We start from the raw sequence: 16,408 nt of genomic DNA, 5'->3' as shown, positions 1-16,408 counted from the left end.
TCTATAAATGTGTGAATTATGTAACACTATTAAAAAGTTGTGTAACAATTTATTAATTAACAGAATTTACCTTTGCGCAGTACCACTACGTTTAATTGCGCTTTAAGCAAGATTTTATGTCTTGTCAGCTTTCGGAAGAAAGTAAAAGAAGTTTACGTGGAATCGTTGTTCAAAAATAAATCAATAAGCACTTTAACTCCTACAATGATGAAAAAGTTTTTGCCTTTAATACTGATCACCGGTCTTTTGACCGGATGCGTTTTAAATATGGTAACCGGACGCAAGCAATTAAGCCTGGTGAATGAATCCGAATTGCAGGTTTTAGCTGTGACCCATTACAATGACTTCCTTGATGAAAGCAATGTATTAAGTTCCGGCAATAAAGATGCTGCAATGGTACGCCGAGTTGGAGAAAGAATTTCAAATGCAATAACCAGGTACTACAACAGCGAAGGAAAATCAGCGGTAGTGGAGGGGTATAACTGGGAGTTTAACACCGTTGAAAACAAAGAGGCTAATGCATGGTGTATGCCGGGAGGAAAAGTTGTTGTTTATACCGGCCTTTTGCCATTAACTCAAAACGAAAACGGGCTGGCAATTGTAATGGGTCATGAAATAGCTCATTCCATTGCCAAACACGGCAGCGAAAGAATGAGCCAGGGTTTGGTGCAGCAATTGGGCGGTGTAGCCCTTGAGGTTGCATTATCGCAACAACCTCAGCAAACAAAGGATTTGTTTTTGCTTTCATATGGAATTGGGAGTACAGTTGGGGCTATGTTACCCTGGTCGAGGCAGCAGGAAACCGAAGCTGACAAGTATGGGTTGATTTATGCAGCCATGGCTGGTTACGATCCACGGGAGGCAATTCCTTTCTGGCAACGAATGTCGCAGGCCGGTGGCGGAAGCCCACCAGAGTTTCTTAGCACGCACCCATCCGATGAAACAAGGATGAAGAAATTGAATCAGTTTATGCCCGAAGCTTTAAAATATTACAAACCAGCTAAGTAAATTTTAATTGGTTCAACAGGTTACCGGTTTGAAGCCTATAGAACATCTGGAATAGGCTTGTTGAATTTTACCAGGCTTTACGCTTACTACTTATTGTGATAAATAATTTGTGACTTTAGCTACTATCAAAATTATATACCGGGTTTTAATCAATCAATCACCTTAACAAAGAAATATGGATTCACTTACTAAAGAATTACTTAAGGAGCTCCTGCTAATAGACCGGGCGCCTTGTCTCTCGCTTTACATGACTACTCACAAGAGCCATCCCGACAATCTTCAGGATCCGATAAGATTTAAAAATCTTGTCAAGCAAATGGAAGAATCCTTGCTGCGAAAGTATTCGGCCGATGAAGCCCAAAAACATCTTGGGCCGTTCGAAGAGCTTATGGATGACAAAGATTTTTGGAATCACACTTCTGAAGGACTTGCTGTTTTAAGCGCCGACGAACTTTTTAAGGCCATAAGGCTTCCGATTGCTGTTGAAGAGTTGGCAGTTGTAGCCGATAGCTTCCATACCAAACCCTTACAAAAATATTTGCAATCCTCTGATAACTATCACGTTTTGGGCTTAAGCCTGCACGAAATCCGGCTTTATGAAGGAAATCGCCACTCTCTTGTTGAGATTAATGTCTCACCTGGGGTTCCAAAAACCATAACCGAAGCACTTGGAGATGAGTTGACTGAGAAACATACAACTGTTGCATCTTATGGAGGCGCCGGAGGAGATAGTACAAGCATGCATCATGGCCATGGAGGCCAAAGTGATGAAACAGAAAAAGATGCTGAACGGTTTTTTCGTGTTGTTGCTGAGGCTGTTGCGGAACACATTTCGAAGCCAACCGGCTGGCCTCTGGTGCTTGCTGCTTTACCCGAACACCACAGTCTGTTTCAAAAAGTAAACAAAAATCCGTTGGTTCTTCCCGATGGCATCATGATTAATCCAACATCTGTTTCAACTGACAAACTGGTTGAACTGGCCTGGGAGGCATTTGAACCGGTTTATTCTTTAAAACTTAAGAGCCTGGCCGAAAGATTTGAGCAGGCGCGCGCAAATGGTAAAGGAAGTGATGATTACAAAGAAGTAGCTGTCGCAGCTGTGGAAGGTAGGGTTGATACACTGCTGGTTGAAGCTGACCGGATAATTGCAGTGAGGATAACAAACCTGATCACTGGCAATACCCAGAAAAAAGATATGGATAACCCTAGAGTTGACGACCTGCTCGACGATATGGGTGAACTGGTTACAAAAATGGGTGGCCTGGTCATGGTTCTTCCACCTGAAAGTATGCCTTCTGAAACCGGTCTAGCAGCTATGTTTCGATATTGAGAAAATCGAAAATCCTGATAACGGAAACAAAACAACAAACACAGTATCACTGCATAACTGTATTACAGCATCACAAAAAAATAGCTTATGAAAATTCAAATTAATACAGACAACAATGCAACTGCCAGCGAAGAACTCAGAAATTCGCTAATGGAATTAATATCTGAACCTCTGAAAAGGTTCGATAACCAGATCAGCCGTGTGGAAGTTCATCTTTCAGATGAAGATGGCAGTAAGGACGGACATGAAGACAAACGATGTTTGCTTGAAGCCCGCCTTGAAGGCCTGCAGCCGCTTGCTGTTTCTGAGCAGGCAGATACTTATGAGAAGGCAGTAAAAGGCGCAGTGGATAAAATGAAAACCTCCCTTAGTACCATGCTTGGGCGATTGAGAAATTATTAAAATTGAGTTGTCTTTCTAAACATCCTAAACTCTAAACCTTCTAAACTTTCATAGCTTCTTGGCGAGATTTATTAATAAATAAGTTAAATTAACGAACAAATGAATAAAGAAAAAAAGGCTGTTGTTGCCAGGGCTGAGTATATTGAATCAGAACCCAATGTGCGCCTTCATATTACGGATGCAGGCAAGGGAAGGCCCATTGTGCTGATACACGGATGGCCGTTAAGTGATGAGATGTTTGAATATCAATACAACGATCTGGTAAATAATAACTTTCGTGTAATTGGCATTACGCTCAGAGGTTTTGGAAAATCCGACAAACCATTTGGAGCTTATGATTATGGTGTGCATGCTTTGGACTTAAAAAACATCTTAAACAAACTGGAAATAGAAGATGCAGTGATGGGTGGCTTTTCAATGGGTGGAGCAGTTGCCATTCGTTATGCATCAGTAGATGATGGAGCTCATGTTACGAAACTGGCCTTATTTGGAGCTGCTGCACCCATCTGGACACAGCGTGATGATTTTCCATATAACCTTCCGAAGAGTGCAGTAGATGAACTCATTGAATTGAACTACAAGGACCGGCCAAAGCTTTTAGCCGATTTCGCAAAAATATTTTCAGCTACTGAAACTTCATTGAATGAAGGGATTGGCAGTTGGCTGAACGGGATTTGTTTAAGCGCTTCTTCGCATGCAACGGCTCAATGCCTGATTGCATTGCGCGACACCGATCTGAGAGAAGATCTGGCAAAAATAAAAATCCCAACTTTGATCATGCATGGCAAAAAGGACAAAATATGCTCGTTTGATCTGGGGGAGCAAATGAAGGCTATGATTAAAAACTCACAACTCATTGCTTTTGAGAAAAGCGGCCATAGCTTGTTTCTTGAGGAAACCCGGAAATTTAATTCAGAGTTAATAAAATTTGCAAAGATTTGACCCACTTTCAGTAAACTAAAATGTAAAGGATAAAATTCATGAAAACACAAAAGTTAGACAAAGTACTCATCGCGATTGATTATGATCCAACCGCACAAAAAGTAGCTGAAGTAGGTTATGCAATGGCCAAATCAATGAATAATGCCAGGGTTTTTCTATTGCATGTTATTGGCGACCCTGTTTTTTATTCTTCAACGGCATATTCGCCGATAATGGGATTTACCGGTTACTCTGACATTGGCCAACTTCAATTGAACATTGACGAAGCGCTGGAAGATGCAACTTTACAATATCTTAATAAAATAAAACAACACCTTGGCAGTGAAGACATAGAAACCATCATTGAAGTAGGTGATTTTGCTGAATCAATTCTAAAGGCAGCCAATGACTTACATGCAGATATCATTGTTATGGGATCGCATAGCCAAAAATGGCTGGAAAAGATACTGGTGGGCAGCGTTACTGAAAAGGTGCTTCAACTTACAGAGGTCCCGCTGCTCGTTGTCCCTACCAGGAATCATGATTAATTATTAAAACAACACACAATGGCAAAAGAAAGAGAAGGAAAAGAAAAATCAGGTATGAAAGCCCCCGCAAAAACCCTGAAAGAAAAGAGGGCTGCAAAAGAGGCTAAACGGGAAGATAAACGTGCAGATAGCAAATACGCGATTCCTTTCAAACCTAAAGGTTCAGGCTTAAATTAAAACTATTACAGGTTTAAAAATCCTGTATCACAACCGGATGCAATGGGGTGAAGCAATCATCAATCAAATAGATTCAATATGTTCATTGACTATTATAAAATTTTGGAGATTGACAAAGTTGCTACTGTTAAGGACATCAAAAATGCATACAGAAAATTAGCCCGTAAGTATCATCCCGACTTAAACCCAAATGATAAAGATGCGAAAAGGAATTTTCAGCAAATCAATGAAGCCAATGAAGTATTGAGTGATCCTGAAAAACGCAGGAAATATGATCAGTACGGAAAGGATTGGAAACATGCTGAAGAATATGAAAAGGCACAACAGTACGAGACCAAATCATCAAGTCCGCATAGAACCGGGTATTCAGGAGCATACGCTGAACATGATTTCTCTGATTTTTTTGAATCTATGTTTGGTCGGTCAGCAAGCAAGAGTGGAAGCAGACAGATTAAATACAGGGGAGAAGATTATAACGCAGAGTTGCAACTTAACCTTATTGATGCTTATAGAACCCACAAGCAGACTTTAACAGTAAACGGAAAGCAAATAAGAATTACTATCCCTGCAGGAATTGAAAACGGACAAACAATTAAAATCGCCGGACATGGTGGTCAGGGAATAAACGGAGGGCCGAATGGCGATTTATATATTACCTTCTCCATTGCCAATCATCAAAAAATCAAACGCTTGGGTAATGATCTTTACGGTATGGCCGAGCTGGATTTGTTCACTGCGGTATTGGGTGGCGAAACCACTATTGACACTTTAAACGGACAAGTGAAAGTTAAAGTGCCTGCCGGGGCTCAGAATGGAAGTAAAATAAAGTTAAAAAATAAAGGGTTTCCAGTTTATAAGCAAGAAGGGCAATTTGGAGATTTATTCATAACCTGGAATATCAAAACTCCAACGAATTTAACAGAGAAACAAAAAGCATTATTTACTGAATTGGCTAGCTCGTAATCTTCAAAAGAAAAGCCATGCAAACAAAATGTTTAATAACTGTTAATGAACTTTGTGCTAAGCACGATATTGAGGTTTCGTTCATCAGCTCATTGGAGCAATCAGGATTGATAGAAATCATTACAGTTGAAGAATCAGGGTACGTAGACGCGGACCAGCTTCGACAACTTGAGAAATGTATGGGCTTTTATTATGATTTGGACATTAACCTTGCTGGAATTGAGACCATTACACACTTGTTGCAGCGCATAGAAATATTGCAGGATGAAATTTCGGTACTCAGAAACAGACTTCGTTTCTATGAGTAGCATGTGTGAATTATGTAACCCTTTGTTAGTTTCATGTAATACAAATCAATTTTAAGGAGCTTAATTTCGCTTCTCTAAATTCAATTATCATGGTGCAGAAAAAAAATAATACCCCAAATTTGTCAGACACAGAATTAAAAAGCGATGAAAGCAATTTGCCCGGATACCCAAGCTATCCAGCAACTGATGATATATACAGTAACTACCTGGAGGAGGAAGATATAAATCCTGAAGATATACTCAAAACCAAAGGTTCAGAAAAAGAAAATTTGGATGAATTATTACCTGGTGGAGATTTAGATGTTCCCGGATCAGAATTGGATGACGACATGGAAGATATTGGAAGTGAAGATGAAGAGAACAACTATTACAGTTTAGGTGGAGACGCTCATAACGATCTGGATGAGAACCACGGGTAATGGATCGGATCAAATTAGCCGTTTAACTCAAAACGGAAGAAGCGCTGAACATTACTCTATATAATTCTTAAAATTAGCTATTATGATAGAAGTCGAAAAACATGGTATCCTAATTTCAAAAACCGATTTTGAATTTGAAAACGATGGCGTACTGAATCCGGCAGCAATACGCGAAGGTGACAGCGTTCACATATTTTACAGGGCTGTTCAGAAAGGCAATTATTCCACCATTGGTTATTGCCGGCTTGCAGGCCCTTTGACGGTAGCAGAACGGTGGGAAAAGCCTATTATGATTCCGGAATTCGATTACGAAACGCAGGGTGTTGAGGATCCCCGTATTGTTAAAATTGATGATTTGTATTTTATGTCCTATACGGCTTATGATGGGTTAAATGCCCGCGGGGCTTTGGCAACTTCGAAAAATTTAAAGAAGTTCAAAAAGCACGGAATCATAGTCCCTCCAATTTCTTATGCTGAGTTCGTATTTCTTGCAGAAACCGCAGGAAAGGTAAATGAAAGGTATTACCGGAACCAAAAGTTTTACTTTCAGGAATCTGACCCTGAAAAAAAGATCATGCTTTGGGATAAAAACGTGGTTTTCTTCCCGCGAAGGGTTAAAGGTAAGTTGGTTTTCCTGCATCGGATCAGACCGGGCATTCAAATCGTTTCAATAGATAATTTAAAAGATTTAAATCAAGCTTTTTGGCAGAAATACTTCCTCAAGCTTGAGGATCATATAATTCTCGATCCTGTTTTTCAGCATGAAAGCAGCTATATCGGCAGTGGGTGTCCTCCAATTGAAACAGAATACGGCTGGCTTTTAATATACCATGGTGCAGAAGAAACTGATCATGGAATTGTTTACTCAGCCTGCGCTGCAGCGCTACTAGATTTAAATAATCCCGCAAAAGTAATCGCAAGATTACCGTATGCGCTCTTCTCACCAGAATTCGAATGGGAACGAAGAGGAGAAGTTAATAACGTGGTATTTCCTACTGGCAGTGCCTTATTTGAAGATACACTATTCATTTATTATGGTGCAGCCGATTCTGTAATTGCTACAGCCTCAGTGAGCCTATCGGCATTATTAGCAGAATTGTTAACTTATGCCGTTAAAGATGAAAAATAAAAAAGATTTCAACCAATACTATGTGGATGAAAGCAAATCAAATGATCTGTTTGAGCCTGTTAATAGAGCCTATCTGAATATTGATCCAAAAAAAAGCCACAAATATTCTGCTCCTTCTCCCGATCGCAATTTAGCCGAAATCCTGATTATCGCCTCCTATCCGCCGCGTGAGTGTGGCATTGCAACCTATTCACAGGATTTAAAAAAGTCGCTTGATAATAAATTCAGCGACTCGTTAACTATTAGAATTTGTGCGTTGGAAAACGGCGATGTCAAGTATCAATATCCCGATGAGGTTAAATTTACACTTGATACTTCATCTGTCAATGATTATAAAAAATTGGCATCAAATATTAATAACGACAGTTGCATTGAAATGGTTCTGATCCAGCATGAGTTTGGTTTGTTCAGAAAACAAGAAAAAGCATTTTTAAAATTCTTATACGAGATTTCAAAGCCGGTTTTGATAGCATTTCACACAGTACTTCCCAATCCTGGCGAAGAACTTAAATCAAAAATCAAAGCAATTACCACAGCCTGCGAATCAATCATTGTAATGACTCATAATTCTGCTGAGATTTTAACGTACGATTATGGTGTTGATCCTAAGAAAATAAATGTAATCGCTCATGGTACCCATTTAGTGCCACATTTGAGTAAAGATTTATTGAAGCAAAAATATGGGTTTAAGAACCGGAAAGTCCTTGCAACATTTGGATTGTTGAGTTCTGGTAAGGGTATTGAAACTACTATTGAAGCATTACCGGCTATTGTTAAAGATTGTCCTGAAGTGATGTTTCTTGTGCTTGGAAAAACTCACCCTGAAGTTGTAAAAAATGACGGGGAAACATATCGTGACAGTCTGGAACAAAAGGTAAAAGAGTACGGACTTAACAACCATGTGACATTCATTAACAAATATCTGGCACTGCCCGTTTTGTTGGAATACTTACAGTTGACTGACATTTATCTGTTTACCGCCAACGATCCGAACCAGGCTGTAAGCGGCACTTTTGCTTACGCTATGAGTTGCGCATGCCCAATTATTTCAACACCCATTCCACATGCCAGGGAAGTTTTAACTCAAGACATGGGCATTATCTTCGATTTTCACAATGCACAACAATTAGCAATTGCTGTTAGTCGGTTGCTCAACGATGAACCATTACGAAAACATCTCAGTGTAAATTCATTGCAGAAAATAGTATCAACAGCCTGGGAAAATTCAGCCGTGGCTCATGCCATTTTGTTCGAAGAAATGAGTTTTGGTGTGATTGCTATACAGTATAACCTTCCGGTTATCAATATGGCGCATCTGAAACATATGACAACAGAAACCGGAATTATCCAGTTTTCGAAAATAAACCAACCTGATATAGAGTCGGGCTATACGCTCGATGATAACGCAAGGGCATTGGTGGCCACGTGTATGAACTTCAAATTGACAGCACATAAAGAAAGCCTGGATAGCATAAGTATATACCTCGGCTTTATCAAACGTTGCCTTCAACCTTCAGGTGACTTTCTTAACTATGTTGACAAAGACACCCAATTTACTGATCAAAACAGTTCCACCAATTTAGATGACTCTAACGGCAGGGCTATTTGGGCCTTAGGGTATTTAATCTCATTGTTTGACATAATACCTGATGGAATAATATCTGAAGCCAAAGCAATTCTGAAAAGATCGCTTATACATATTGATACGGTAAATTCTACACGTGCTATGGCTTTTGCAATCAAGGGTTTATACTATGATAATTATGCCTTTAAGTGTCCGAAAAACCTTGCTCTTCTGAAAAAGTTGGCCGACCGTTTGGTGCAAATGTTCAGACATGAATCAAAAGAACATTGGAGATGGTTCGAGAGTTACCTTACCTATGCCAACAGCATACTGCCCGAAGCCATGCTGTACGCGTGGTTATTGACCAAAGAACCAATTTATAAAGTCATTGCCATTGCATCGTTTAATTTCCTGTTATCGCAAACCTTTCACGAAGACGGCATAGAAGTGATCTCAAACAAAGACTGGTTACAAAAAGGAGGTAAAGCAGGTCGTTTTGGTGAACAGCCCATTGACGTTGCCTACACAATAATGACGCTGGGTAAATTTTACGATGTTTTTATGGATGAAGCATACCGCGAAAAAATGGATACAGCATTTAACTGGTTTTTAGGAAAGAATCACCTGCACCAGATTATCTACAATCCCTGCACCGGAGGTTGTTACGATGGTTTGGAAGAAAACAATGTGAACCTTAACCAGGGTGCTGAGTCAACAGTTAGCTATCTTATGGCGCGATTAACAATGGAAGGGTATAAGAACTCAGATAACGCGACCCAAAGTAACCATAAGAAATCCACTTATTCTGAAGCCTCAATCACAGCGGGACATACAGTAAGTATCTATGATTGTCAAGGGAAGACTTAGATGGCATTTTTGATATTGACCTTGATGGTATTGAACCTAATATTTACCTGTTGCAGCGCATAGACTTGATGAAGGATGAAATTCCGGTTCTTAGAACAAGCTTCATTTATAGCCTGTTTTATTCACAAATCTTCGTGTCAAACCGCTAAGGCCTACGGAATAAGTCACTTAGTGGAAAAAGTAATAATGTTAATTGTTGCAATCAACATCTCTTATTCTCTTTCAAATCAAATCTTTGCGTCCTGGCGTCCTGGCGGTGTGAAATTATTCAGGCTATAAGTTTCATGCGTGAATCATGTAACTCTTTCCAATAGTTTTGTAACACATTTAAAATTTAAGCAAATTACCTTTGCGGTTAATCTTAAACCTTAATTATGTCACTTTTAACAGTTTTCATTGTATTGATCGTTGCAGGCGTGGCGCTCTGGCTGGTCAATAGTTTCATTCCGATGGACCGGAAAATAAAATCCATTCTCAATGTGGTGGTGGTTATTGTTGTGATCGCATGGCTTCTGATGGAGTTTGGTGTAATTGACTATCTGAAGAATATCAATGTGTAGGTGCTGTGATGCTTTTCTGTTGTGATGCAGTGATACAGTTATACAGTGATGGAGTGATGGATTAATGGAGTAATGCAATGTGTAAATGGTTTAAAAGTCAATTGGCTAATTGGTTGGAGTAATGGAATGATAGAGTTAATAAATCAAAATTCCAGATTTAAGATTCGTAAATCTACAAACCAAAGTTATTTTGAATTTGAACTTTGAGTCCACTCTAAAAAGTTACAAATTGCTGATTTTTATCGTTTTTAACCCCTGACCCCTAAAGGGGAAACGCTAAAAATCAGCAATTTGTAAAAGTCCCCTTTAGGGGATTTAGGGGCAGATTGACTTTTCAGAATGGACTCAACTTTGGATTTTGGGCTTTGGACTTCATCTTTAGTTGATTAGTTAATGGAGTATTCTACTTCTTTGGGCTTGAGACTTGGTACCTAGAATTTGGGTCTTGGCTCTTGTGCCCCCTGCCAATGTGTGAATGTTGTAATTCTTAGATGAAATTATGTAACACATTTTGCTTTTAAAGACTGGAACTTTGTAGAGTAATAATTGTGTTGCAACTGCCCCGCCAGTAGCGGGAAATTAATAACATTCAAAATGTATAAAGTAAGAAGTGAATTTCCCGCGCTAAGTGTGCTGGTTCTTGCAGCTGTTGTATTATTTTCCGTAGGGTGCAAGAAAGATGATACCCCGAACAGAGAAACTGAGTTTGATCTTATGGTGCAGGATGTGCTCGGCGTAACGGGTAAAGCTACTTTTATAGAAACGAGCAAATCAAGCACAACCATAAAAATTGAGTTGTTTGGCTCTCCTGATGGTTCACACCCTGCTGAACTGCGTATGAATTCCGCGGTTGAAGGCGGACTTGTAGTTGTAACTCTTGATCCTGTTGTTGATAACGGTTCAAGTTCAACGAAAGTTACATTAATGACTTATGATGAGCTTATAGCATACGATGGCTTTATCAGGGTTGCGAAAAGTAGTAGTGAACCCAATGTAATTCTTGCACAGGGTGATATAGGTGGCAATGTGCTTACAGCTACCAAAAAAACATATACCTTATCTCCAATGGAATCATTCGGGGTATCAGGTAATGCGTTGTTTGAAGAAAGGGTAAATGGAAATACCCTGGTAACCATCACGCTGATTGGAACTATCGCAGGTGAAACCTACCCTGCAAGCATTAATCTAAGTTCAACTTCCACCATTGGTGGCGGCCCGGTAGTGAATATTCTAAGCAGTGTTAACGGAACAACCGGCATGAGTTACACAAACATCCGGCAACTTGATAGTGGAATTCAAATGACTTATGGGAATTGGATGGAGTATGATGGCCATATCAACGTATATCAGAACTCAATGACTTTCCCAAATATCATCTGCCAGGGAAATATTGGATCAAATTAACATCTTCTAAAAGTCTGAAATTTTACCGCGAAGTCGCTAAGACGCTAATTATTAATTGCGCCTTAGCGACTTTGCGGTTAAAGACTTATCACATCAACGCATTTATAAAAGCGCCTGGTGTATAATTCGGATCCCAAATTACTGATGATAATACCTTTGACAATCCCCGAAGAGGAATGAATAAATTTTGAATTCATTCCATCAGCTTCGCAAATTATGCCAACATGCCCGATTTGTGTATTGTCGTTAAAACCATAAAACACAAGAACATCGCCTGCTTTGAATTCTTCAGGTTTCAGTTTGGGTTGCAGGGAAGTATATTCCTTCGAACTGCGAGGCATATCAATATTGAAGTGTTTAAAAACAAAATAAACAAAGCCCGAGCAATCAAATCCTTTCATGGGGTCAGCGCTGGCATATTGATACGTTGTACCGAGATAGCTTTTTGCGAACGCAACCAGTTCTGACCTGTTAATTTCAGAAGCAATTATTGGCTCGCGATCCAATTCCGCCAATTGTGTTTCAGGCTGCGGTTGTATACAGTTTGCAAACAGTGAAATGAAAGTAACGGATAGGAGTTTTATAAACATTTAAACGATTCTTTTTTCAGACATTAAATTATTGAGTCCACTCCGAAAAGTCACAAATTGCTGATTTTTATCGTTTTTAACCCCTGACCCCTAAAGGGGAAACGCTAAAAATCAGCAATTTGTAAAAGTCCCCTTTAGGGGATTTAGGGGCAGATTGACTTTTCAGAGTGGACTCAATTATTGAATTCATTAGTATCCGGTTAAAATATAGGAGATCGGGCTGTATTAAGGTTGAATTGAATCTTGTCATCCTGAACGCCCGCCTGAATGACGTAGTCGGGCAGGAAGTGAAGGATCTTTATTTGATTGTAGATTAGATTCTTCTCCGCCGCGGCGGAGAAGAATGACAAAAAATAGCAAATTCAGAAGTTTTAAAACGTCCCCCATCTTAAGCTCATTTTGCAATATTTTCAATTTATTCTGAGACTACTTCATTGAAATCTCACCAACTAAAACCTTCAGTTCAGTATTAAATTGCGCCAGCAGCCACAGATAAATGTTTTTAGCTGTGTTTGTGTTGATTAGTGCAGGATCAAAAAAACCAATTATTTCCCGAATTTGGAAATATCAACCACTGAAAGCAGGCAATTCTGTTCATCGCCGGAAACGACGCCTTCCATATAAACATGGCCTAACGGATTATTATCATAACCAAGCATTACCTCGCAGGACTGCTTTTCATTACTTGTAAAAACACTGTTCAGGAAATTATTGAAGACTGCCTTGTATCCATCGGAAATGTATAGTTTAAAGTTACTGCCAACCAGACCAAACCGTCGCTCGCCCAGCATTTCGGCAGCGGTAAAGTTCAGTTCTGCAATCGTACCGTTACTTTCCAGTGTCAGATAACCCAGTGGGGCCAAATCATACAGCATCGTGTATTTTTTCAATGCTGCTTCAGCCGTTTCATAAGCCATGCTCAACTCTTCATTCTGCATTTCCAGTTCAATCTGATGAACCTGCAGTTCGTGCAGCAGTTTTTTCGAGTCGGTTTCCAAAGCATGCTGGTCGGCTATATTTTGTTTTTCTTTTAGCTTTTGTTCCGCTTTAATGCGCAGCGACCGTGCATCTGTAAAATCATGTTCTTCCGTGTTCATAGGTTTGTTATTATTGATTTTCACTTAGTGCGACGTCTGAAGATTCCTGACTTCCTCCTTCCGCCTTCAAAATTATTCCTGTTGCCTGGCTTTCAGTATTCACTAATATACTGGCTGTCCACTCAACGACAGGTGTTTCACTCCCGGAGACTTTCATCTGTAAATTCATTCTGCTATCCTGCAATTCATTCATTATCTCTTTCAGTTCTTTTTCTGTCTTTTTCCGGTTTGGCTCTGATATAAACATTTCCAAAAAGTTTTTGCCCATAGCTTCGGCTCTTTTTACTCCGAAAAATCTACGGGCTTCCTCATTGTATTCCAGCACCTTCCACTTGGCTGACAATTTAATAATGATGTCTTTGTCTGAATCGAAAAGCAAACGCTGAATCTGTTCTGACTCGTTTAATTTTTCCTCTGAGTGTTTGAGTTCGGTGATGTTGATAAAAGTAATAACCAGCCCGTCTATTCGATCGTCGAAAGTGCGGTAAGGCATAATGCGGACTGAGAACCATTGCCCGTTCTTACCTGGAATCTGTCTTTCCTTATACACAAGGGTTCTTAATACTTCGTGCGCATCGTCAACCATTTCGGGATAAATAAGATCGGAAGCCTGATCGGTGAACGGACGCCCGATATCGCTCTTAATAAATTTAAAAATCCTGGTCGCCTGCAGGGTGTAACGACGGATGCTCAAATCTTTATCAAGGAACAGCGTGGCGATATCGGTACTGTTCAGCAGGTTTTTCATATCATTGTCAACCCGCGTAAATTCATCAATCTTGGCCTGAAGTTCCGCATTTACAGTTTGAAGTTCTTCGTTCAGGCTTTGCATTTCTTCTTTTGAACTGGTAAGCTCTTCGTTTGTGGATTGTAGTTCCTCATTTGAAGATTGCAATTCCTCGTTGGCAGATTTTAGTTCTTCCTGCGAAGCCTGCATTTCTTCCACAGAGCTCTGCATTTCTTCGCGGGTATGTTGCAACTCCATTTCCAATTCCACCTCTTTTGAACTTTTTTTCTCGTTCTTCCCCTGCTTTGCAATTGGCCTGAGATTAGTTTTATCGGGCACATTATTAAAAACAATCATCACAGTACCTGATAATGGCTCCGGCTTATCAATGGATCGAATAGTGATGTTCACCGTTTGTGAGCCACCATTTACGCCAACTTTAAGATTACGTAACACAACAGGTTCTTTTTTCCTGATGGCCTGATGGAAGGCAACAGGGAATTCGTTGCGCAAACCCTCCCTTAACATAGAAAATATGTTAAAGTTGGCTTTCCCTACTGCCGGTTCCAGGTATTTCCCGGTACGCCCGCTAATATAAATAATATCACCGGCTTCGTTTACCAGAACACCAGGAGGCGAAAATTGCTGTAATAAAACCTGGTCGGCAAGTGATTGGATATTCTCGGATGGGACAAGAGTTGGTCGAGTATTGGTTTTTTTGGGTTTTTTTTGCGAGAATGATGAGGGAAAATTAAATAATTCAGACACATGCGAATCACCTGAGCGCTTGTAAATTCTATGTTTACCATCAAGGGTTTTAAACAGGTTGATGTTTGAGCCAAGTGATTCTGAACTTCCCAGAAGCATGATCCCGTTGTTGTTCAAGCTGAAATAAAACAACTTCAAAATCTTCTTCTGCAAGTCGGCATCCATATAAATCAACAAATTGCGGCATGAAAGGATGTCAATTTTTGTGAATGGTGGATGCATGATAGTGTTATGTTGTGCAAACACGATCATTTCCCTTATTTCAGTGCTTACACGATAACCATTATCGGTTTTGACAAAGAAACGGCTCAGGCGCTCAGGTGAAACATCGGAAGCGATATTTACAGGATATAGTCCCCTCCTGGCAATTTCAACAGCTTCATGATCGAGATCAGTTGCAAAAATCTGTAATGATACATTACTTTTTGTAGTTGTTTTTTCAAGCGCTTCCTTAAAAATAATGGCCAATGTATACGCTTCCTCACCGGTGGAACAACCTACTGACCACGCTCTCAAATTTGTGCCTGCCGGCGCATTGGCAATGATTTCCTGCAAAATAACATTGCATAGTTTTTCCCAAACGGCAGGATCGCGAAAAAAATTAGTTACACCAATCAGTAATTCCTTAAAAAGAATTTCTACTTCCCTGGGGTTTTCCTGCAGGAAGGTTATATAGTTAGCTATTTTATCAATTTTGTGAACACCCATCCGCCGTTCAATACGGCGATAAAGTGTGTTTTTTTTATACAACGAGAAATCATTACCGGTTTGGTCTCGCAATAAAATAATGATTTTATCAAGTGCACTATTGTCTTTAGACTCCGGGTTATAATTAGCATCCAGCAATGGCATTTGTTTCAAAAACAGCATGAGTTTTTGAGGTAACTCGTCAGCGGGGGCTACAATATCCACCATAACCGACTTAATTGCATTACGGGGCATGCTGTCGAATTTTGATGTGGCCGGATCCTGCACCATCACAATTCCGTTATTTTCTTTTATGGCACGCAACCCTTCGCTTCCATCAGAACCCATACCAGAAAGTATAACCCCAACACTATTCTCTTTGCGGTCGGTGGCAAGCGATCGCAGGAAGAAATCAACCGGAAGACGCAATCCTCTGACTTCCTGCGGCTCAAACAGGTAAAGAACTCCTTTTAAGATGGACATGCTCTTATTTGGCGGTATTACGTACACGCAGTTTGGCCTCACCACCATGCGGTCTTTTGCCTGATGTACTTTCATTCTTGAAACCCGCTGTAGCAACTCCGGCAGCATACCTTTCTGTGTTGGATCCAGATGTTGAATGACAACATACGCCAGACCGCTGTTATCAGGAATGTTTTCAAGAAATTGTTCCAGCGCTTCCAGCCCTCCGGCCGAGGCTCCAATGCCAACAATAGGAAATAATTCAGGGTTGGAACCAGTTGGCTTTACTGTTGAGGCTCCAGCTTTTTTTTGAGATTTGCTGGTCGGCTGAAGTGGTTTTGATTTTGCCATGATCGGATTTTGAAATATAAAATTTCCCGCTGCGAGTAGCATACAAAGCTAGGCGAAAAAAACTGATTAGCAGCTAAATCAAATGTTAAAAGTGAAAAGTAAATGATCCAGGCCTCTCGCCGAAAT

The 16,408-nt window shown here is 40.0% G+C and carries 16 protein-coding genes; 13 read left to right on the top strand and 3 right to left on the bottom strand.

All coding sequences use genetic code 11. The annotated features are described in order from the left end of the window. Positions 1–207: 207 nt before the first annotated feature. The 13 genes from IH597_08095 to IH597_08035 all read left to right on the top strand — a co-directional run bounded on the left by IH597_08095 (position 208) and on the right by IH597_08035 (position 11,600). Positions 208–1,008, top strand: a complete 801-nt coding sequence (locus IH597_08095; protein MBE0662414.1) for a M48 family metallopeptidase — start codon at positions 208–210, stop codon at positions 1,006–1,008. Between the two features lie 175 nt (positions 1,009–1,183). After that, positions 1,184–2,338 carry a hypothetical protein gene (locus IH597_08090; GenBank protein ID MBE0662413.1) on the top strand — a complete coding sequence of 385 codons (1,155 nt, stop codon included), beginning with the start codon at positions 1,184–1,186 and terminating at the stop codon, positions 2,336–2,338. 87 nt (positions 2,339–2,425) lie between these two features. Then, on the top strand, positions 2,426–2,740 hold the full coding sequence (locus tag IH597_08085) for an HPF/RaiA family ribosome-associated protein (GenBank protein ID MBE0662412.1): 315 nt from the start codon (positions 2,426–2,428) through the stop codon (positions 2,738–2,740). A 99-nt stretch (positions 2,741–2,839) separates the two neighbouring features. Continuing rightward, the gene (locus IH597_08080) at positions 2,840–3,682 is read left to right on the top strand and encodes an alpha/beta hydrolase (GenBank protein ID MBE0662411.1); all 843 of its coding nucleotides are present in this window, start codon (positions 2,840–2,842) and stop codon (positions 3,680–3,682) included. Between the two features lie 38 nt (positions 3,683–3,720). Next, positions 3,721–4,209, top strand: coding sequence for a universal stress protein (locus IH597_08075; protein MBE0662410.1), 489 nt, complete (start codon positions 3,721–3,723; stop codon positions 4,207–4,209). An 18-nt stretch (positions 4,210–4,227) separates the two neighbouring features. Next, entirely contained in the window at positions 4,228–4,386 is a 159-nt protein-coding gene (locus IH597_08070; GenBank protein MBE0662409.1) for a hypothetical protein, read from the top strand. Positions 4,387–4,464: 78 nt separating this feature from the next. Next, the gene (locus tag IH597_08065) at positions 4,465–5,349 is read left to right on the top strand and encodes a J domain-containing protein (protein ID MBE0662408.1); all 885 of its coding nucleotides are present in this window, start codon (positions 4,465–4,467) and stop codon (positions 5,347–5,349) included. A 17-nt stretch (positions 5,350–5,366) separates the two neighbouring features. Next, positions 5,367–5,657: a chaperone modulator CbpM gene (locus IH597_08060; protein ID MBE0662407.1), complete on the top strand. Its 291-nt coding sequence runs from the start codon at positions 5,367–5,369 to the stop codon at positions 5,655–5,657. Positions 5,658–5,746: 89 nt separating this feature from the next. Next, the gene (locus IH597_08055) at positions 5,747–6,076 is read left to right on the top strand and encodes a hypothetical protein (GenBank protein MBE0662406.1); all 330 of its coding nucleotides are present in this window, start codon (positions 5,747–5,749) and stop codon (positions 6,074–6,076) included. Between the two features lie 82 nt (positions 6,077–6,158). Next, positions 6,159–7,205, top strand: coding sequence for a pesticidal protein Cry7Aa (locus IH597_08050; GenBank protein MBE0662405.1), 1,047 nt, complete (start codon positions 6,159–6,161; stop codon positions 7,203–7,205). Then, positions 7,195–9,636, top strand: a complete 2,442-nt coding sequence (locus IH597_08045) for a glycosyltransferase (GenBank protein MBE0662404.1) — start codon at positions 7,195–7,197, stop codon at positions 9,634–9,636. The genes IH597_08050 and IH597_08045 overlap by 11 nt, the downstream gene beginning before the upstream one ends. 374 nt (positions 9,637–10,010) lie before the next feature. Then, complete coding sequence (locus IH597_08040; GenBank protein MBE0662403.1) at positions 10,011–10,196, top strand: hypothetical protein; 186 nt, start codon at positions 10,011–10,013, stop codon at positions 10,194–10,196. 594 nt (positions 10,197–10,790) lie between these two features. Then, positions 10,791–11,600, top strand: a complete 810-nt coding sequence (locus tag IH597_08035) for a hypothetical protein (GenBank protein MBE0662402.1) — start codon at positions 10,791–10,793, stop codon at positions 11,598–11,600. 77 nt (positions 11,601–11,677) lie between these two features. Here the strand turns inward: IH597_08035 and IH597_08030 are convergent, their stop codons facing one another. From IH597_08030 to IH597_08020, 3 genes are all read right to left on the bottom strand, one after another. After that, positions 11,678–12,190, bottom strand: a complete 513-nt coding sequence (locus IH597_08030) for a C40 family peptidase (GenBank protein MBE0662401.1) — start codon at positions 12,188–12,190, stop codon at positions 11,678–11,680. Between the two features lie 545 nt (positions 12,191–12,735). Continuing rightward, a complete protein-coding gene (locus IH597_08025; protein ID MBE0662400.1) occupies positions 12,736–13,287 on the bottom strand; it encodes a hypothetical protein in 552 nt (183 codons plus the stop codon). Between the two features lie 10 nt (positions 13,288–13,297). Further along, positions 13,298–16,282 (bottom strand): PAS domain-containing protein, encoded by a 2,985-nt coding sequence (locus tag IH597_08020; GenBank protein MBE0662399.1) that lies wholly within the window; start codon positions 16,280–16,282, stop codon positions 13,298–13,300. Between the last annotated feature and the right edge of the window lie 126 nt (positions 16,283–16,408).

The organism is Bacteroidales bacterium, assembly GCA_014860575.1.
Lineage (GTDB): Bacteria > Bacteroidota > Bacteroidia > Bacteroidales > JAAYJT01 > JAAYJT01.
This window is presented reverse-complemented; position numbering and strand designations above follow the sequence as displayed.

Bases quoted from the DNA above. Each gene is read 5' to 3' on its own strand.
- IH597_08095 (MBE0662414.1), top strand. From the start codon at position 208: ATGAAAAAGTTTTTGCCTTTAATACTGATCACCGGTCTTTTGACCGGA.
- IH597_08090 (MBE0662413.1), top strand. From the start codon at position 1,184: ATGGATTCACTTACTAAAGAATTACTTAAGGAGCTCCTGCTAATAGAC.
- IH597_08085 (MBE0662412.1), top strand. From the start codon at position 2,426: ATGAAAATTCAAATTAATACAGACAACAATGCAACTGCCAGCGAAGAA.
- IH597_08080 (MBE0662411.1), top strand. From the start codon at position 2,840: ATGAATAAAGAAAAAAAGGCTGTTGTTGCCAGGGCTGAGTATATTGAA.
- IH597_08075 (MBE0662410.1), top strand. From the start codon at position 3,721: ATGAAAACACAAAAGTTAGACAAAGTACTCATCGCGATTGATTATGAT.
- IH597_08070 (MBE0662409.1), top strand. From the start codon at position 4,228: ATGGCAAAAGAAAGAGAAGGAAAAGAAAAATCAGGTATGAAAGCCCCC.
- IH597_08065 (MBE0662408.1), top strand. From the start codon at position 4,465: ATGTTCATTGACTATTATAAAATTTTGGAGATTGACAAAGTTGCTACT.
- IH597_08060 (MBE0662407.1), top strand. From the start codon at position 5,367: ATGCAAACAAAATGTTTAATAACTGTTAATGAACTTTGTGCTAAGCAC.
- IH597_08055 (MBE0662406.1), top strand. From the start codon at position 5,747: ATGGTGCAGAAAAAAAATAATACCCCAAATTTGTCAGACACAGAATTA.
- IH597_08050 (MBE0662405.1), top strand. From the start codon at position 6,159: ATGATAGAAGTCGAAAAACATGGTATCCTAATTTCAAAAACCGATTTT.
- IH597_08045 (MBE0662404.1), top strand. From the start codon at position 7,195: ATGAAAAATAAAAAAGATTTCAACCAATACTATGTGGATGAAAGCAAA.
- IH597_08040 (MBE0662403.1), top strand. From the start codon at position 10,011: ATGTCACTTTTAACAGTTTTCATTGTATTGATCGTTGCAGGCGTGGCG.
- IH597_08035 (MBE0662402.1), top strand. From the start codon at position 10,791: ATGTATAAAGTAAGAAGTGAATTTCCCGCGCTAAGTGTGCTGGTTCTT.
- IH597_08030 (MBE0662401.1), bottom strand. From the start codon at position 12,190: ATGTTTATAAAACTCCTATCCGTTACTTTCATTTCACTGTTTGCAAAC.
- IH597_08025 (MBE0662400.1), bottom strand. From the start codon at position 13,287: ATGAACACGGAAGAACATGATTTTACAGATGCACGGTCGCTGCGCATT.
- IH597_08020 (MBE0662399.1), bottom strand. From the start codon at position 16,282: ATGGCAAAATCAAAACCACTTCAGCCGACCAGCAAATCTCAAAAAAAA.